Origin of the sequence: Anabaenopsis elenkinii CCIBt3563, assembly GCF_015245355.1 — a bacterium.
Taxonomy (GTDB): Bacteria; Cyanobacteriota; Cyanobacteriia; order Cyanobacteriales; family Nostocaceae; genus Anabaenopsis; species Anabaenopsis elenkinii.
Genome location: NZ_CP063311.1, coordinates 2,145,069 through 2,164,338, shown reverse-complemented (window position 1 = coordinate 2,164,338; position 19,270 = coordinate 2,145,069). Strand labels below are relative to the sequence as shown.

Annotated in this window: 16 protein-coding genes; 8 read left to right on the top strand and 8 right to left on the bottom strand. The window is 42.9% G+C overall.

Going from position 1 to position 19,270, the window contains the following annotated elements:
- Window positions 1-382: 382 nt before the first annotated feature.
- Window positions 383-1,963, bottom strand: a complete 1,581-nt coding sequence (locus tag IM676_RS09530; protein ID WP_200989955.1) for a class I SAM-dependent DNA methyltransferase — start codon at window positions 1,961-1,963, stop codon at window positions 383-385.
- 273 nt (window positions 1,964-2,236) lie between these two features.
- Between IM676_RS09530 and IM676_RS09525 the strand changes: the two genes are divergently transcribed.
- The 3 genes from IM676_RS09525 (at window position 2,237) to IM676_RS09515 (ending at window position 5,823) form a co-directional block, all read left to right on the top strand.
- On the top strand, window positions 2,237-2,836 hold the full coding sequence (locus IM676_RS09525) for an IS607 family transposase (protein ID WP_200989954.1): 600 nt from the start codon (window positions 2,237-2,239) through the stop codon (window positions 2,834-2,836).
- 185 nt (window positions 2,837-3,021) lie between these two features.
- On the top strand, window positions 3,022-5,457 hold the full coding sequence (gene pheT, locus IM676_RS09520; protein ID WP_200989953.1) for a phenylalanine--tRNA ligase subunit beta: 2,436 nt from the start codon (window positions 3,022-3,024) through the stop codon (window positions 5,455-5,457).
- A gap of 96 nt (window positions 5,458-5,553) precedes the next feature.
- The gene (locus IM676_RS09515; protein WP_200989952.1) at window positions 5,554-5,823 is read left to right on the top strand and encodes a YciI family protein; all 270 of its coding nucleotides are present in this window, start codon (window positions 5,554-5,556) and stop codon (window positions 5,821-5,823) included.
- A 105-nt stretch (window positions 5,824-5,928) separates the two neighbouring features.
- Here the strand turns inward: IM676_RS09515 and IM676_RS09510 are convergent, their stop codons facing one another.
- Entirely contained in the window at window positions 5,929-6,132 is a 204-nt protein-coding gene (locus tag IM676_RS09510; protein ID WP_200989951.1) for a hypothetical protein, read from the bottom strand.
- Window positions 6,133-6,564: 432 nt separating this feature from the next.
- Between IM676_RS09510 and IM676_RS09505 the strand changes: the two genes are divergently transcribed.
- Entirely contained in the window at window positions 6,565-9,093 is a 2,529-nt protein-coding gene (locus IM676_RS09505) for a mannose-1-phosphate guanyltransferase (protein ID WP_200989950.1), read from the top strand.
- Between the two features lie 160 nt (window positions 9,094-9,253).
- Here IM676_RS09505 and IM676_RS09500 read toward each other — a convergent pair whose 3' ends face one another.
- Entirely contained in the window at window positions 9,254-10,549 is a 1,296-nt protein-coding gene (locus IM676_RS09500; protein WP_200989949.1) for an ABC transporter ATP-binding protein, read from the bottom strand.
- A 172-nt stretch (window positions 10,550-10,721) separates the two neighbouring features.
- Here IM676_RS09500 and IM676_RS09495 point away from each other — a divergent pair, with 172 nt between their 5' ends.
- From IM676_RS09495 to pabB, 4 genes are all read left to right on the top strand, one after another.
- The gene (locus IM676_RS09495) at window positions 10,722-10,910 is read left to right on the top strand and encodes a hypothetical protein (protein WP_200989948.1); all 189 of its coding nucleotides are present in this window, start codon (window positions 10,722-10,724) and stop codon (window positions 10,908-10,910) included.
- A gap of 62 nt (window positions 10,911-10,972) precedes the next feature.
- Window positions 10,973-11,494 (top strand): single-stranded DNA-binding protein, encoded by a 522-nt coding sequence (locus IM676_RS09490; protein WP_200989947.1) that lies wholly within the window; start codon window positions 10,973-10,975, stop codon window positions 11,492-11,494.
- Between the two features lie 26 nt (window positions 11,495-11,520).
- Window positions 11,521-12,558: an RNA-guided endonuclease InsQ/TnpB family protein gene (locus tag IM676_RS09485; protein WP_200989946.1), complete on the top strand. Its 1,038-nt coding sequence runs from the start codon at window positions 11,521-11,523 to the stop codon at window positions 12,556-12,558.
- A 3-nt stretch (window positions 12,559-12,561) separates the two neighbouring features.
- The gene (gene pabB / locus IM676_RS09480; RefSeq protein ID WP_225880485.1) at window positions 12,562-14,676 is read left to right on the top strand and encodes an aminodeoxychorismate synthase component I; all 2,115 of its coding nucleotides are present in this window, start codon (window positions 12,562-12,564) and stop codon (window positions 14,674-14,676) included.
- A gap of 124 nt (window positions 14,677-14,800) precedes the next feature.
- Here pabB and IM676_RS09475 read toward each other — a convergent pair whose 3' ends face one another.
- From IM676_RS09475 to IM676_RS09450, 5 genes are all read right to left on the bottom strand, one after another.
- A complete protein-coding gene (locus tag IM676_RS09475; protein WP_200989945.1) occupies window positions 14,801-15,565 on the bottom strand; it encodes a COP23 domain-containing protein in 765 nt (254 codons plus the stop codon).
- A 324-nt stretch (window positions 15,566-15,889) separates the two neighbouring features.
- The gene (locus IM676_RS09470) at window positions 15,890-16,786 is read right to left on the bottom strand and encodes a DUF5331 domain-containing protein (protein ID WP_200989944.1); all 897 of its coding nucleotides are present in this window, start codon (window positions 16,784-16,786) and stop codon (window positions 15,890-15,892) included.
- A 57-nt stretch (window positions 16,787-16,843) separates the two neighbouring features.
- Window positions 16,844-17,170, bottom strand: coding sequence for a (2Fe-2S) ferredoxin domain-containing protein (locus IM676_RS09465; protein ID WP_200989943.1), 327 nt, complete (start codon window positions 17,168-17,170; stop codon window positions 16,844-16,846).
- A 121-nt stretch (window positions 17,171-17,291) separates the two neighbouring features.
- The gene (locus IM676_RS09460) at window positions 17,292-18,269 is read right to left on the bottom strand and encodes a cysteine synthase A (protein ID WP_200989942.1); all 978 of its coding nucleotides are present in this window, start codon (window positions 18,267-18,269) and stop codon (window positions 17,292-17,294) included.
- 267 nt (window positions 18,270-18,536) lie between these two features.
- Window positions 18,537-19,175: a peroxiredoxin gene (locus IM676_RS09450; RefSeq protein ID WP_200989940.1), complete on the bottom strand. Its 639-nt coding sequence runs from the start codon at window positions 19,173-19,175 to the stop codon at window positions 18,537-18,539.
- Between the last annotated feature and the right edge of the window lie 95 nt (window positions 19,176-19,270).

Sequence of the window (19,270 nt, the reverse complement as noted above, 5' to 3'; positions counted from 1 at the left end):
AAAACAATAAAATCCAGTCCCCTCCCCTTACAAGGCTATTCATTACTCACATCTTTCTTAACAATCTTGAAACATTTATGTGGCAATGGTTTCAACGCTTGAAAATTTCCCTACTCTTGACAAAATGTACCTTATTGTTCTTGATAAAACCCTTATTTTATTGAGAATCATCAACGGAGGATTAAGGTTTGGGGGTTTGCGAGCGATCGCTCTCACGAATGTTAAGAAAGATCCGGGTAATGGATAGCCTTACAAGGGGAGGGTTAGGGTGGGGTCAAACAATATTCAATACACTAATCATCACTTTTCAAACATCTTCCCATACTTTGTGTAAGTACCCCTGGGATAATTTTCAGAGGTGGGTAATTGTACAAAAACCTCATTATATAGTTGTATATCCTAACCCCCGCAGATTCTCCCGAATTATCGCCTCTAACTTCCCACTTTCGGCAAATTGTTGATCTAATTTGGCGGTTAAACGTAACATTGTTTCTGTGAACGGTTCATCATCATCTTCTACTTCCTCAGCGCCTACATAGCGCCCCGGTGTTAACACATAACCATGTGCCTTAATTTCCTCAAAACTCGCACTTTTACAAAAACCAGGAATATCTACATATTCTTCTTTACCTATCCAGCGCCAATTATGATAGGTTTGGGCAATGCGTTGGATTTCTGGTTCTGTTAAATCTCGATGTACCCGGTCAATTAAAACCCCCAACTTCCGCGCATCAATAAATAAAGTCTCCCCTGTGCGATCTGCTTTAGCAGCAGCGCTGGCGCGATCGCGGGACTTACCCCCGGATTTCTTGCGACTCAAAAACCATAAACAAGCGGGAATTTGAGTATTATAAAATAATTGCCCCGGCAGTGCCACCATACAATCAATTAAATCAGCTGCAATTAAAGCCTCTCTAATCTCTCCTTCCCCCGATTGATGAGAACTCATCGATCCATTAGCTAATACAAACCCCGCACAACCATCAGGTGCTAAATGACTAATAATATGTTGAATCCAAGCATAATTAGCATTACCAACTGAAGGAGTCCCATAAATCCAGCGTCCATCTTCTTGTAAATTTTCCCCTCCCCAATCACTCATATTAAAAGGAGGATTGGCTAGAATATAATCTGCCCTTAAATTCTTATGTAAATCATTGTGGAAACTATCAGCATTTTGTGAGCCAATATTCCCCTCAATCCCCCGGATAGCTAAATTCATTTTGCACAGCTTCCAGGTAGTGGGGTTAGACTCTTGGCCATAAATAGAAATATCCTCAACTTTACCGCCGTGAGACTCGACAAACTTTTCAGATTGAACAAACATTCCCCCAGAACCACAGCAAGGATCATAAACTCGTCCTTTGTAGGGTTCGAGCATTTCTACTAATAACTGCACCACACATCGAGGGGTGTAGAACTGTCCCCCATTTTTCTTTTCCGCACTAGCAAACTGTCCTAAGAAATACTCGTAAACTCTCCCTAAAATATCCTGAGATCGACTTTCCGCATCACCTAAACCAATGGTGCTAATTAAATCTATCAATTCCCCCAGTAATCGTTTATCTAGGGAAGGTTTACTATATTCTTTGGGTAATACACCTTTGAGAGAGGAATTTTCCTTTTCTATGGCTTCCATCCCTTGATCAATTAATTCCCCAATCCGTGGGTTTTTAGCGTTTCCCTGGAAATGTAACCATCGTGCAGGTGTGGGAACATAAAATACATTTTCCGCCTTGTATTCGTCCCGATCTTCGGGGTCGGCGTATTCATCCTGTGCTAATTGATCGTAGAGTTCATTAAAAGCATCGGAAATATATTTAAGAAAAATCAAGCCCAAAACCACGTGTTTATACTCAGCAGCATCTAAGTGACCCCGCAACTTATCCGCAGCTTGCCATAATTTCTCTTCAAAGCCCAAGTTAGTACTACCAGCTTTAGATTTAGTTTGTTTCTTTACCACTTAGTCCCTCACCCTTCACCTGCTGTTGTCCTGGTTCTGATTGATTAAATCATACCATCAACTTAGTCAGTGATTTTACGTTGATTTTAGTAATACTTATGATGGTAAATCATTCAAGTAGTAAACTCAGGGGGAGTGTGCAACAAAAATCTTTGCTCAACTGGCCATAAAACCGGGACGCTCTCACCCCAAATTTTCGGTAGGATGATTCAAGATGCCAAAGGGGAAATTAACTAGCTGCTAATTTTCCCTCACTAATGCTATACTTCCTTCATGCCATATATACCACTCAGAAAAGCGGTCGAGTTTCTGGGATTGCACCCTAACACCTTGAGGAGATATGCAGATGAAGGGAAAATCAAAAGCATTAAAAACCCAGCAGGACAAAGATTGTATGATGTTGAATCCTACGTCAAAGGGAGTGATTCAATTGCAACTACAACTATTTGCTACTGCCGAGTTAGCTCCTCAAAGCAGCGAGATGATCTTGACAGACAAATCGCTTATGTGCAATCCCTCTACCCAGACTCAGAAATCATCAAAGACATCGGTTCAGGACTCAACTTTAAAAGAAAAGGTCTGCAATCCATATTGGACAGACTTTTGCGCGGAGATAAGTTCACGCTGGTTGTTACCTGTCGGGACAGACTCGCAAGATTTGGATTTGAACTTGTACAGTATATGGTCGAACAAAACGGTGGACAAATCCTGGTTCTCAACAAAACTGTACACTCTCCCCAATCAGAACTTATACAAGATCTACTCTCAATCCTTCACGTCTTTTCTTACCGAATGCACGGACTGAGAAAATACTCTAAACAAATCAAAGAAGATTTATCTCAAGACGAGTTCTGTACGGAAACGGAAGATTAAATATTGGTTTGATGTTACCAGGGTTGCATATAACCAGACAATTCGTTACTTGCAGAATCCCGGAACCAAAGCTAATTGGAAAGGGATAAAAACTGGCATCATTCTTAGTATTCTCCCTCTTTTGTAAAGACACCTTAATTCTGTCTCTACACACTCTGCAATATTTCAACAAGCAAGCACACTCCATGCGTATTTCTCTAAATTGGCTGCGGGAACTGGTAGAAATTAAACTGAGTCCAGAAGAATTAGCACAAACCCTAACAATGGCTGGGTTTGAAGTCGAAGAGATCGAAGACCGCCAAACTTGGGCTAAGGGCGTGGTTGTGGGTAAAGTACTTGAGCGTCAACCCCACCCCAACGCTGATAAATTAAGTGTTTGTCAAGTGGATATCGGCGCATCTGAGACTTTAAATATTGTCTGTGGTGCGCCTAATGTCAAGGCGGGTATTTACGTACCAGTTGCTACTACTGGTACTTATTTACCAAATATCGATTTAAAAATTAAGCCGGCAAAGTTGCGCGGTGTCCCATCTCAAGGTATGATTTGTTCCTTAAAGGAACTCGGCTTACCTAGCGATGTGGATGGAATCCATATTTTCCCCCAGGAAAATCTACCTTTGGGTAGTGATGTGCGTCCGTTATTAGGTCTAGATGATGTAATTTTAGACGTTACTGCTACTGCTAACCGTGCTGATGCTCTGTGTATGGTAGGGATAGCCAGGGAAGTAGCGGCTTTGACTGGTGGTAAGTTAAGTATACCTCAACCTGAGACTACATCAGTATCCAAGGGTGCAAGTAATTTAAAATTAAAAGTTGCTGATACCCAGGCTTGCCCTGCTTATATTGGTACTGTAGTTGCACAACTGAAAATTGCCCCTTCTCCTGATTGGTTGCAACAGCGTTTACGGGCGGCTGGGGTAAGACCTATAAATAATGTTGTGGATATTACTAACTATGTTTTGTGGGAATGGGGACAACCACTACACGCCTTTGACAAAGACCGGTTACAATCTGTTGCGGGCGGTGAAGGTCTGACTGTTGGTGTTCGCTTTGCTACTGCTGGGGAATCTTTGAAGACCCTGGACGGGGTAACGCGCAAATTGTCAAGCCAAAATTTGTTAATTACTGCTAACAATACACCGGTTGCGCTGGCGGGTGTGATGGGTGGAGAGGAAACGGAAGTTTATGACGGTACTCACAGTATTGTTTTAGAAGCTGCTTTGTTTGATTCTGTGGCTATTCGTCGTTCTGCTCGGAGTGTGGGGTTAAGAAGTGAGGCTTCGGGAAGATATGAACGGGGGGTTAATAGGGCTGAGTTAGAAATAGCCTGTAACCGTGCTTTATCTCTGATGAGTGAATTAGCTGGTGGGGTGATTGTCCAACAGGAAATTGCTGACACTCGCCCAGACCCATCTACTTGGAGTCGTTCTATATCTCTACGTCTCCACCGGGTGAACGAGGTACTCGGTCCTGTGGATTTGGGAGAGGATACCGGGGAAATTACCGCCGCTGATGTGGAGCGCATTCTTTCTGCTTTGGGATGTAACCTAATTTCTACGGGTGAACAAACTTGGACGGTAACAGTACCGCCCTATCGTTACCGCGATTTAGAACGGGAAATTGATTTGATTGAGGAGTTAGCCCGTCTCTATGGCTATGACAATTTTTGTGATACCCTGCCAGAAAAGTCGGAAGCTGGTTATTTACCCGTAGACCAAGAATTAATCCGCAACTTACGGGCTTTTCTGAGGGCGGAAGGATTAACTGAAGTGCTCCATTATTCTTTGGTTAAACCGGGGGATGATAGACAAATTGTTTTGAGTAATCCCTTGTTTGGGGAATATTCCGCACTCCGAACTGATTTGATATCGGGTTTGATTGATGCTTTTCAATACAATTTAGAGCAAGGAAATGGTTCTCTGAATGGTTTTGACATGGGGCGCATTTTCTGGCAAGAAGAAGATGGTTTGCAAGAAACTGATGCGATCGCTGGGATTATGGGCGGTGACATCTCACTAGGTAAGTGGTCAAAAGGTGGTCGTGAACAGCCTATGACCTGGTTTGATGGGAAAGGGATTTTAGAAAGCGTTTTCCATGGACTACATTTAAAGGTAGAGTATCAACCAGATTGTCGTGATCAGCGTTTACACCCAGGACGCACGGCTTCTTTGTGGGTGGGTGGTAACAGACTCGGTATCTTTGGACAACTTCATCCCCAATTGCGACAAGATCGGGGTTTACCTGATTCTGTCTATGTGTTCCAGTTAGATGTTAATGTGCTGTTGGATGCCCTGGATCAAGATGAAATTCTCATTCCCACTTTTGTGGCTTATTCTACCTACCCAGCGAGCGATCGCGACATAGCATTCTACGCACCTGTAAACGTCTCAGTGGCGGACATTGAAAAATCTATTCATAAAGCCGCAAAGGGACTGCTGGAATCTGTAGAATTGTTTGATGAATATCGTGGTGAGAATGTCCCCCCAGGACAACGCAGTTTAGCTTTTCGTCTAGTATATCGAGGGAGCGATCGCACTCTTACTGATACTGAAGTTGAACCTGTACATAATCAGGTGCGTGAGGCTTTAGTCGAGAAATTCGGCGTTAGTCTGAGAAGTTAATTAACATTAGTTGGAGGTTTTAACTATTAAAATCTCCAATTTTGAAGGTAAAATCTGGGGAAGGAAGTATATTTTCAAGATCAAAAAACAGTAATTATGCCGAAATACATCATGTGGGGAACTTACTGCGAAAACGTTTTGGAAAAACGGGTTCCCTATCGTCAAGACCACTTAGAGGGTTTAGCACAACAAAAAGCATCAGGCGTACTGATTACCCTGGGTCCCACGAAGGATACTACTAAAGTGTTGGGAATTTACGAAGCAGAAGACGAAGCAACTGTACGCCAATTAGTAGAAAATGACCCCTACTGGAAAAATGGTATCTGGACTGAATATTTTGTGAAAGAGTGGATTCAAGCCTTTTGAATCATCATCGGGTGCGTTGGCGAAGGCGTAACGCACCCAGAAACTTGATCGGGAGCATCTCACAGCTTTGGATAGCCCTTGAATATTTACAAAAATTGGGCTTAATTAGTGATTTGATGAGCCTTTTAAAGCTTTTCTAAAATTGCGCCGATATGATTTATTGGCAATAAATAAAGCTGGCCATAGCAATGATAAACTCAGGCGATTGGATAAAGTTTGATTAAAATTAGTGCGTTCAAACCCATTCCATAACTTCCAAACTCCACCCACATAAACCACGATTAACCCAAAAATAATTAGTTTTGTCATTGTCATCGACTCCGTTATTTACACCTAATTGATTTTTAATGTAATCTATGATACTAAAACCAGTTAGATCCTCTTCTACAGCTAGTGAGGATTTCGCAAAATGAAGTACCTAATGCCACAATAAAACATAGAGACATAATAACCAATTGTAAATCAAAATATGAGAAATTTTTTTGTTAGTCCTTGTGTTACGGCTATGGCTGAGGCCACACCAGACCATCGATGATGAATAGGGAATAAAGTATCGAGCACAAAGTGTGGATTATGGGTGGCCAGATATGATCTTGATGATTAAATTTGCTTATTTCTCACTAGATGCTTCTTAGGTGAGTTACTTAAATACCAATATCCATAGGAGACTAAATAAAGAACATACAACACACTCTCACGGGTATGTAAGCAGCAAAAACTGCAAATAGCTAAGGAGAAATTATGCGTGCAGTACTGATGGCAGGGGGTTCGGGGACTCGGCTTCGCCCGTTAACTTGTGATCTGCCCAAGCCGATGGTGCCTATTCTGAATCGGCCTATTGCCGAACATATCATCAATCTACTCAAGCGGCATCAAATCACAGAAGTTATTGCTACATTGCATTATTTACCAGATGTCTTGCGAGACTACTTTCAAGATGGCAGCGATTTTGGCGTGCAGATGACCTATGCTGTGGAAGAGGATCAACCCCTAGGGACAGCAGGCTGTGTCAAGAATATTGCCGAACTCCTGGATGAAACATTTTTAGTGATTAGCGGTGATAGTATCACAGATTTTGACTTAACAGCGGCGATCGCATTTCATAAACAAAAACAATCAAAAGCCACCTTAATTTTAACCCGGGTTCCCAACCCGGCAGAATTTGGAGTGGTAATTACGGATGAAGAAAGTAAAATTAAGCGCTTTTTAGAAAAACCTTCTAGCAGTGAGATTTTTTCCGATACGGTCAACACAGGTATTTATATACTGGAACCAGAAGTATTAGATTACCTACCATATCATACAGAATGCGACTTCTCCAAAGACTTATTTCCCTTAATGCTGGAAAACAGTCAAGCCCTGTATGGTTACATTGCTCAAGGTTACTGGTGCGACGTTGGACACTTAGATGCCTATCGTCAAGCTCAATATGACGCCTTAGATCGGAAAGTAAAACTTGACATCGCTTATCAAGAAATTTCACCAAACTTGTGGATAGGACAAAATACTTTTATCCCCTCCACAGCCATAATTCAAACTCCAGCTTTAATTGGTGATAATTGCCGCATTGGAGCCAGAGTGCAAATTGAAGCAGGAACCATCATCGGAGATAATGTCACCATTGGGGCTGATGCTAATCTGAAACGGCCAATTTTATGGAATGGGTCAATTATTGGAGATGAAGCACATCTGAGCGCCTGCGTGATTTCCCGTGGAACCCGTGTTGATCGCCGTGCTCATGTATTAGAAGCAGCAGTAGTAGGTTCCTTATCTACCATCGGGGAAGAGGCACAAATCAGCCCTAACGTCAGGGTTTGGCCGAGTAAAAAGATTGAATCGGGTGCTACCCTCAATATTAACTTGATTTGGGGCAATACTGCTCAAAGAAACTTATTTGGCCAGCGTGGTGTACAAGGATTAGCCAATATTGACATCACCCCAGAATTTGCTGTGAAGTTGGGATCTGCTTACGGTTCTACCTTGAACCCCGGTTCTAAGGTGACAGTTTCCCGTGATCAACGTAACATTTCTCGCATGGTTACCAGGTCATTAATTGCTGGTTTGATGTCTGTAGGTATTAATATCCAAAATCTCGATGCTACAGCTATACCCATAGCGCGAACCGTGATATCTACAATGTCCGTAGCTGGTGGAATTCATGTACGGGTACACCCCGATCGCCCTGATTATATCCTGATTGAATTTATGGATGCTAAGGGGATTAATATTACCAAAGCTCTGGAGAAGAAAGTGGAAGGAGCTTACTTTAAGGAAGATATGCGGCGATCGCAAATTCATGAAGTTGGGGATGTAGCTTATACCAGTCAAGTAATTGAACGCTATTGTACGGCCTTTGAGAAGCTGTTAAACGTTGATACCCTGCGCAACAGTCGAGCCAAAGTAGTAATTGACTATGTTTATGCCGTATCTGGGGCAGTTCTCCCACTAATGTTAGATAAATTTGGCGCCGATGCAGTAGTACTGAATGCGAGTGTGAATAAATCAGCCATGTCAGTTACTGATCGCGAAGCACTGCTGACTCAGCTTGGTCATGTAGTAGAGGCGCTCAAAGCTAACTTTGGTGTGCAAGTCTCAGCTAATGGGGAACAGTTGATTTTAGTAGATGAATCAGGCTTTCCCATCCGGGGGGAAATTTTAACAGCACTGATGGTAGACATGATATTAACATCTAACCCCAGAGGCACGGTAGTTGTACCTGTTCATGCTTCTAGTGCTGTGGAACAAGTCGCCCGTCGTCACGATGGTAGGGTAATTCGCACTAAAGCTAATCCTACAGCTTTAATGGAGGCTTGTCAGAAAAATTCCAATGTCGTCTTAGGCGGTAGTGGAGAAACTGGTTTTATTTTCCCCCATTTACATCCTGGTTTTGATTCCATGTTCTGCATCGCTAAATTAATTGAGATGCTGACTATTCAAGAGCGATCGCTTGCTACTGCGCGTTCAGAATTACCCCGTGTTGTTCATAAAGCTTATACAGTGCGTTGTCCTTGGAGTGCTAAAGGAGCCCTGATGCGTTATTTAGTGGAAACACACCCAGCCCAAAACCTAGAGTTAATTGATGGGGTAAAAATTTGCCAACCCTACAATGATAGTTGGCTATTAGTTTTACCAGATGCCAGCGAGCCTTTAGTACATTTGTATGCCAACAGTAATGATCGTGATTGGGTAGACGAAACACTCAGAAACTACCGCACTCGTGTTCAGACCTTCGTGGAAAGACAACAAGAATACCAACCAGCAGAGGTGTAAATATTGATAGCGTAGCGTGGCGATAGCCATACAATTTCGCGGTTATTATTCAGTAATAATACTGTTATATTCAGGTGATGACAGGTAAATAGCTACTATATGAATCTGAAAACACCAGTAACCCAGTGCTGACGCCACGCTAGCCTATTAACAGAGCGGATTAGCCGGGGTAACCTATCGCTAACTCAGTTTGAGGATCAAAAAAGTGCAGTTTTTCGGGATTTAAGGACAACCATAATTCCTCACCAACCCTGACTAATCTATCCGGTGGAACTCGCACCTGTAGATAATTCTCCCTATGCTCAATTTGAGATTCCGTTGGGGAAATTCTCACACAGACAAAAGAATCATTACCCAGGTTTTCTACTAAGTCTACTTTGACGGGTAAATTTTTGGTCGCAGGTACACTCACAATTAAGTGTTCCGGTCGAATACCTAAAATGATGGTTTGCTGATCATATTTTCGCAGGGGTGTTTCCCAAACTTCTGGGAGAGTGAGGCGGAAATGGTCATGGGTAATTAATAACGGAGCATGGAACGTCACCGGAATAAAATTCATGGGCGGGGAACCAATGAATTCAGCCACAAAGCGGTTAGCAGGATGGTTATACAGTTCTAATGGGGATGCGACTTGCTGAATTTGACCTTGATTCATAATGGCAATGCGATCGCCCATAGTCATAGCCTCGGTTTGGTCATGGGTGACGTAAATGGTTGTGGTTCCTAGTTGGCGCTGCAATTTGACAATTTGGGCGCGGGTTTGAGCCCGCAATTTAGCATCCAAGTTAGAAAGGGGTTCATCCATTAAAAACACTTGGGGATTACGGGCGATCGCTCTTCCTAAAGCTACCCGTTGTCTTTGACCCCCCGATAGCTGTTTGGGTAAACGATTCAGCAAAGTTTCCATTTGTAATAATTGGGCAACATTTCGCACCTGCTGATCTACCTGCCTTTCTTGAGCAGAAATGTAACGTAGTCCTTTAGGTAACTTCCCGGTAATTCCCACAAGCAAATTTGTCGCCCATGTTGGGAGTGAGGAATTTTCACTTTCCCCATTTCCTAATCGGCGGCGACGGAGTCCAAAAGCAATGTTGTCATAGACACTCATGTGGGGGTAGAGGGCGTAATTTTGAAACACCATAGCAATGTCTCTTTCTTTGGGTGGTAGATGATTAATTAAGCGATCGCCCACCCAAATATTGCCGGCTGTCATCGCTTCTAACCCAGCAATTAACCGGAGTAGAGTGCTTTTACCACAACCTGAAGGACCCACAAGCACCATAAATTCACCATCGGCGATGGTCAGGTTAATTCGACGTAAGACATTGATAACTGCTGCTGGTTCTGGGGTAGCATCACTTTTATGCCTATGACTAGGAAAGGTTTGGGAGGCTACACTTTCCCCTTTTCGCTGAGGAAACGTTTTATAAATATTTTCTAAGACAACTTGCGCCACGAGTATCTACAGTAACGGTAATTATATGGCTGACTCCGCACAGGGTAAGATATGGCTTACCCAACGTTACGCTATCAGCACCCATGATATATGTTACCTGTGACTAGGAAAAGTAAAAAACTGTAACCAAAAAAAGTAGACTACCCTAGATTGATAACAGTATTTTTTGCCCATGAAGTGGTATGATTGTACTACTCATGCAGAATTTAATGCTCTTTTTAGTCAGGCGAAGGTAGCGAATGGTATGGGAAGTACTATTCAAAGCGATCGCTTGGCTTTTATGCTAGAAAAGACTCAAAGCTCAAAGTGTATGTCAGGAATTGATATGGCTAGCGCCTCCCCATGGTATCAGAAAAATTAAATATAGTTAGGTAATTACCATTTTATTGCTTGATCAAAACCTTGTCCAGTTAGGAGGATGCAATGAATAGCTGCGTTTTAATGGCGGAAATTATTCAAGAACCGCAATTACGCTATACAGCGGATAACTTAGCAGTTACGGAAATGCTGGTGCAGTTTCCCAATTCTCAGCGCCCAGAAGACCAGTTAGTGACCTTAAAGGTAGTGGGGTGGGGGAATATGGCTACAGAAATTCAGCAAAACTACCACCAGGGCGATCGCGTGATTTTAGCAGGACGCTTAGGGATGCACACTGTTGAGCGTCAAGAGGGGTTTAAAGAAAAACGGGCTGAATTAACAGTACAACAGATTCAACCTCTGGGAAGTAATTCGACACCAGCCCCCCCAATACCCCTAGGAACAGCATCCCCAGTGGTTTCAGGTTCACACAATGTGGAATCACCTCCAGTCAACGCCCCCGTTACTGTTGGTGTTGTACCTCAGGCGACTAATTTAGGAGCAACACCCCCAGCCCAAAATTCTTACCCCACTGCTTATCCCCCAGTCAAAGAGCAAGAACCAGATCCCGATGACATTCCTTTTTAAGCCGGGGAACTGGATGTACACTTGGTGTGTCCAGGTTTGTTTACAACACCACCGTCAAACTGCTGCAAGACTCTAGCCTTAAGGCTAACTGGAAAGCGATTAAGACTGACATATTGAACGGACTACCAGAATGGAGTAAATCAGTCCCTTATCAAATTAAATCAATCGCCATCAAAGATGCTTGTAAGTCTGTCAGCAATGCCAAGAAAAAGTTTAAAACCGGTGGTGGTATTAGCAAGATTAGATTTAGGTCAAGAAAAGACACTGTACAATCTTGCTACATTCCTAAATCTGCTGTAAAAGACTTAGGGATTTACCACACTGTATTAGGTAAGGTAACCTTCAAAGAAGCCTTACCACAAAGCTTTGGCGACTGTCGTTTAGTATTTGCCTACCGTGATTACTATTTGACAGTTCCAGAGGACGTGCTACAACAGAAGTCTGATAACCAAGGACGTGTTGTGGCACTTGACCCCGGTATCAGAACATTTATCACCTTCTTTTCTGAATCTAGTTTTGGTGAAATTGGCACATCTGCTAATTTACAAATTCAGAAGCTGTGTTTTCGTTTGGATAAGTTAATTTCTAAATTCACTAAAGCCAAGTGCAAACAAAGAAGAAGGATGAAGCTCTCCGCCAGTAGACTGCGGGGTAAAATCAAAAACCTTGTAGACGAATTGCACAAGAAAACTGCTAGATTTTTGGTTGACAACTTTGACATTATTTTACTGCCAACCTTTGAAACATCCCAAATGTCTCAGAATGCGAAACGACGGATTAGGTCAAAGTCAGTGCGCCAAATGTTAACACTCTCTCACTACCGATTTAAGCAGTTTCTCAAGCACAAGGCTTTTGAGACTAATAAAGTGGTGATGGATGTGAACGAAGCGTACACATCAAAAACAGTCAGTTGGACTGGTGAAATCATCCCCAACCTTGGTGGTGCTAAATTCGTTAAGTCTCCATCTGACGGGCTGGTCATGAGCCGGGACATAAATGGTGCGCGGGGGATTTTCCTTCGTGCATTGGTTGATACGCCCTCTCTTAAAGAGTGTATTTGTTAGTGAATGTTAGCAAAAAAGTATCGGAAACATAAAGTGCGATCGCTGATTATTGATAACTACGACTCCTATACATTTAATCTTTATCAGATGCTCGCTCAGGTCAATGGGGAACTTCCCCTAGTAATTCGCAATGATCAGATGGATTGGAAGGATGTAAGTAAACTCACATTTGACAATGTTGTGATTTCCCCTGGTCCGGGCCGCCCCGAAAATGTCTCAGATTTTGGCATATGCGGCCAAGTGATTGAAAATCTCTCCAATCTTCATGTACCCGTCCTCGGTGTTTGTCTCGGTCACCAGGGACTAGCTCATGTATACGGGGGCACTGTAACTCATGCACCGGAGGTGATGCATGGGCAAACCAGTAAAATATATCACAATAGTTCTGAACTATTTACAGAAATTCCCCAGGGCTTCTGTGTGGTACGCTACCATTCCTTAATGGTTGCCCAAGAGTTACCCAACTGTTTAGAAAAAGTCGCTTGGACGGAAGCCGGATTGATCATGGGGCTGCGTCATCGGTATTTACCATTTTGGGGTGTGCAATTTCATCCAGAATCAATCTGCACTGAATACGGCTGGAAGATTTTAGAAAACTTCCGTGATATTACTAGTAAATCATCTGAGAATCGAGCAAGAGAAACTAAATATCAAGACCGGGGAAAAAAATGGACTCGACAAAATCCCATTGTTCCCGGCCAGTACCAAGTTTATAGTCAAAAACTGGATATCTATCCAGATCCAGAACAGGTGTTTGTCAATTTGTATGGCTACGCCACTCAAGCGATCGGGAAAGATACTCACGCCTTTTGGCTTGATAGTAGTTTAGTTGAACCTGGTCTTTCTCGCTTCTCTTTTATGGGAGGAAGTGGCGGTTTAAATAGCTTGTTGGTTGAATACCGCACGGAAACTAGAGAATTAACTATTACCCAATCTGGTCAAAAGACACAGATAAATAGCAGTATTTTTGACTATCTTCAAAGTCAAATTAATGAGCGTAGTTATCAGTCTGATGAGCTACCCTTTGACTTCAATTGTGGTTTTGTGGGCTACTTCGGTTATGAAATCAAGGCAGAATGTGGTTCTGAGTTAGTTCATTGTGCACCCCTTCCCGATGCGATGTTTCTGTTAGCTGATCAAATCATTGTGTTTGACCACCAAGAACAAACTACCTATCTGGTATGTCTAGCAAAACAGCATCAAACTACAGCAGCAAAGGAGTGGTTAGAGTCAACAGAAAAAAAACTGCGCACACTCCCAGACCTTCCACCTATTCTAGCGCCCCTTAGTCATACCCCCATCAATTTTCGTCTGAGTCGTTCTCATGAAACTTACATCAATGATATTTACCAATGTCTGCACAAAATCAAGGACGGGGAAAGTTATCAAGTTTGTTTGACTAATAAACTTTACACAGATGCTACTCCCGATCCATTATGTTTTTATCGCACCTTACGCCGAGTTAATCCGGCTCCTTACTCGGCATTTCTGCGCTTTGGTGAAGTTGCTATTGCTTGTTCATCCCCAGAACGATTTTTACGCATTGACCGCGCTGGGTGGGTAGAAACTAAGCCCATTAAAGGAACTTTAGGCCGTGGTCAGACTCCAGAGGAAGATAAAATACTGCGGGAAAAACTTCTCAATAGTGAAAAAGACCGCGCCGAAAACTTGATGATTGTGGATTTGTTACGCAATGATCTAGGTTTGGTGTGTGAAGTGGGTAGTATCCAGGTGACAAAGTTAATGGATGTGGAAACTTACGCTACCGTGCATCAACTCGTCAGTACAATTCGGGGTTATTTACGCGCAGATATGACTGCTACTGATTGTATTAGAGTGGCGTTTCCCGGTGGTTCGATGACGGGTGCGCCGAAAATTAGAACTATGAAGATTATCGATGAGTTAGAATCAGAAGCTCGTGGAGTTTATTCTGGTGCTATTGGGTTTTTAGCCCTGAATGGTGCTGCAGATTTAAATATTGTCATTCGTACTGCAGTGTTGACTCCTAGTGGGACTTCTATTGGTATTGGCGGTGGTATTGTGGCTTTATCTGACCCGGAAGCTGAGTTTCAGGAGGCTTTTCTCAAAGGTAAGGCGTTAATTCAGGCTTTATCTTAATTGATGATCAGATCCAGTTTGATCAGAGTTTTTCAGAATCAGCGATCGCCTCTCCTATTAAAGGGTAAGTCTAGATAAATCTTACCCTAGAGATTGTCTTGGGGACTACTCAAAATTGCCAGTGTTAAGGGAAACTATTGGGACTCAGGCGACGGCGGTTTGCAGGTGCTGACTCAGGGTTCTGGGTAGTGCTACTGGTCAAAGTTCCACCATCTTCAGGGGTGAGGAAAGGTTTTAAATTAATACCGCTTCTAGATGCAGTCATGGGATTGTTACCACGACCTAGAACTGTGCGCCCTAAGTTGTCTAATCCATTAACTCTTCTACCATTGGTAATATAAGTATTCACGGGTACTGTTTGTCTTCCACTATCAGCGGTAATCAAGTTTTGGAAAACGTCATTGAGTACTACAAATGGGTCTTGACCACGGGGTACAGTCAACACAATGCGACACAAAGGATTAGCCCGTGTAGTCACGCAAACAATGTTTTCATTATTTTGTACAGATGTTTGCAGTTCTTCCAGAGCATCTGGGCGATATAATTCTAATCGACTGGCAATAGCTTCACAGCGTCTTTGGGGAGTCCAACCACCACCTAAAGTCCTAGGTGCAGCCCAAGGGAAGAATTGTCCGGGTATACTTTGTGGCTGGTACATGACGGTGTATTGTCCATTATAAAATTGACAAGTAAACCGGGTTCCACTAGTTACCGGTGGTGTGTTGATGGGTGGACTGGTTGGCGTTGATGTACCCCCTGAGGGTATGGTGGGTACAACCACCTCACCGGAACTAGAATTATTAAGTTGGGCTAGTGCTGCAGAATTACTTATTAACAATGATAACCCAAGACTGCCCAAACATCCAAACTTGAATAGTTGTGAAAACATAAATGATTTCCCAGTCTCAACGTAGTTAGGTATTGATAACTTCAGTGACGAATGATTAGGGATTTTTGATTCATCAAAAATGGTTCTTTTTTCTAGAAGTAGCGACTTGATAATTAAATGTAAATAGTTACTAAAAATATAGTCAAATATTTTTAGCTTGGTAAGGTCTAAACCTGACTGGGCTAACTACAAGCCTCTCTACTGAGTTTCCATCAAAGATAGAGTCCCCAGCTACCTTTCTTAATATATTTAGGGAACCATTCAAGACTGCTGAATATATTTTCCCAGACTTAGACCTAAATAAACCTCTCTTGACTCTTTTACCTAAATACTTTCTTCTGGGTTGTAGTCTCTACCCTGACAAAATTCATCTATCCAAGAAGCCAGACTACGACTATGAGTAATAGGTGGTGGGGTCACTTGAGGGCGAACATTTTTGGGTTTTGGGGATATTTTACCCTGATTCCGGGAAACTGGGCGTTTGAGGTGGTCGCGTAAGTAGAAAATCCCAATTAAACAGTTTTTTTGCAGTAGAAGAGTCCAAAACTTCATAGGTAGATGATCAAACCGAGGATCTCGGACTTTTGCAGAAGGTAGAGTTTTGGCTTTGTGAATTACCTCCATAGTCATTGCTAGGGGCGATCGCCTTTCCCCTAATGTCAGAGGTAATCCCACTGCTTGATATTGACGTAGTAAATTAACAGGAAGTTTAGTAGAGTATGCTATTTTGGCGATCGGGGGAGAAGCAACTTTAGTCGCCACTGCAACAGATGAACTAACTTTTTGTGTGGGAATAATTTCATGATTGTTGGTATACAGTGGCACAGATTGAGGTAAGGGTGCCGTCCTAGGAATTTCCCTATTAGGTGCAACTAAAGGCACAGCTTTACTTTCAGTATAATTTTCTGGCAAAGATTCCCTTTCCCACTCACGAAAAGAATCCTCAGAGTTAATTACATCTAACTCTTGGTCGGGATTAAAGTTAAGACCTAAAGCTGTAACTATCTGATCGGGATTACTATTTAAATCCACCATAAAAGAAAGATAATCCTGAAACTGGGGCTCTAAAACCGACAAAGTCGCCAAAATAAACCCAGATGAAGGACGACGCAGACCATTGTAAGTACCCCAAACCCTGATTTTTTCCAGCCAAGAGCGATTTTGCTCATAGTAACTCAGCCACTTAATTTTCACAGACTGACGCAGCTGCTGAATATTCATAGATTCTCCCCTTGGTCAGAAATTGAGTAGTATTTTATATTTTGGATTTACTTAATATTAGCGATGAAAGCGACGGTATAGCATTTTTTTGACAGTTTCACCACCTAACAAATGTTGTTTTACCAGTAGAGGTACTTCATCAGGTTTAACGCCGCTATACCAAACCATATCGGGTAAAACTAGCACCATTGGCCCGTTACCACACTGTCCTAAGCAGCCGCTAGCCATGATCGTCACATTGGCAACTGGTAAACTGGTAAAGGCAGCTAATACCTTCGCAGCACCTTGCTGTTTACAGGTACGATTTTGGCACACCCGCACACATCTAGCCGCAGACTTTGGGTCTGTTTTTGGCGAGTTGGATGGTTTATTTATATTTGACATTGCTCTATCAAGTGGTAGATATACAGCAAAAATATTGACTGATAAGCTCCCTCTCCTTACCTAGGAGAGGGTGGGGCTAAGGTTTAATCAAGTGAGATATTCCTAGCCCCATAAGGAACTACTAATCATTAATGACTAATCCTTTTGAGGCTAGCCATTTGGGATTGAATATGCGTGACTGATACCGGGAACCACTATCACATAATATGGTAGCAATAGTATGTCCTGGTCCCATCTGCTTTGCTAAAGCTACAGCCGCGCCAACATTAATCCCCGTGGAACCGCCCATTAATAACCCATCTTTCCGCAGTAGTTGGTATACCACCCGTAAAGCCTCTGTGTCATCTATCTGGATGGCGTCGTCAATGGGTGCGCCTTCCATATTGGCGGTTATGCGGCTATTACCGATGCCTTCTGTAATAGAACTACCTTCAATCTTGATCTCACCGGTTTTGATGTAGCTATACAGTCCGCTCCCAAGGGGGTCGGCAACTACACATTTAACAGATGGATTTTGTGCTTTTAGGTACATTGATACCCCCGCAAAAGTACCACCAGTACCAGTTGCAGCTGTCCAAGCGTCAATTTTACCCTTTGTCTGTGCCCAAATTTCTGGGCCTGTGGTTTCGTAGTGGGCGTGGCGGTTGGCTAAGTTATCAAACTGATTAGCCCAAATAGCATTATCTAACTCGGCGGCGATTCTCCCAGATAGTTTAACGTAGTTATTGGGGTCTTTGTAGGGAACTGCGGGAACGGTGCGCACTTGTGCACCCAGGGTCGTGAGTGCATCTATTTTCTCTTGGGATTGGGTGTTGGGAATAATAATTAGGCATTTATAGCCTTTGGCGTTACAAATATGCGCTAGTCCAATACCGGTATTACCTGCGGTTCCTTCAACCACAGTACCACCGGGTTTGAGTAGGCCTTTTTTTTCCGCATCTTCAATAATATAAAGTGCGGCGCGGTCTTTGACGGAACCCCCAGGATTAAGAAATTCTGCCTTACCAAGGATTTCGCAACCCGTTTCTTCACTAAAGCTGTTTAGGCGAATTAGTGGTGTGTTACCAACGGTGCCAACAAATCCATTTTTGATATCCATTTTGATTTTACCTGAGTTCTTGTCTATAAAAATTTTGCCTGATGGCAGTGTTCAGATGTACAGATTCTGCCATGAATATCTCTTGCTTTGGGTCGGTCTGAGGACCAGCTATTGAGCGATCGCTTTTGTGGTGTTATTAAACGATTTGCACCCTTAGCAACTGCGACAAGAAGACGGTTCATTATTCTAGACTAATAGGCAAAAACGCCAAGGTATCTTCTGGTCTTGGCGCTGGGTTTAATATTGTAAGTTGACTAAGGAGCAGTTTTACTTGTTAGGCTGAGGGGTCATTCTCAGATAAGGCTTAATTTCTTGGTAGCCTTTGGGGAATTTCTCTTTGAGAACTTCTGGATCTTTGAGTGAGGGGACTATGACACAATCATCCCCATCTTTCCAGTCAGCAGGTGTAGCTACGCTGTAATTATCAGTCAGTTGTAGAGAGTCAATTACCCGTAAAAGTTCATCAAAGTTGCGGCCAGTGCTGGGGGGATAGGTAAAGCTCAGGCGCAGTTTCTTATTAGGGTCGATGATGAAGACAGAACGCACGGTGATGTTAGCAGCTGCGTTGGGGTGAATCATATCATAAAGGTCAGAAACCTTTTTGTCTGCATCGGCGAGAATTGGGTAATTGAGGGCGGTTCCTTGAGTTTCTTCGATATCTCCTACCCAGCCATTATGGGAGTCAACATCATCAACGCTCAGGGCGATCGCTTTGACGTTACGTTTGTCAAATTCTGGCTTGAGTTTCGCCACTGTGCCTAGTTCAGTGGTACAAACGGGGGTGAAATCAGCCGGGTGAGAAAACAGCACTACCCAGCTGTCACCCGCCCATTCATAAAAGTTGATATCGCCGTGTGTGGATGCTTGTGTAAAGTTAGGTACTGTATCACCAAGACGGAGAGTCATGCAAGATTCCCTGTAATTTAGAAAGGCATATGTATTCTACTTTGCCATCATGACACAATACACGGTTTTCCTAGAGGCTTTTAGCACTTTTTAAC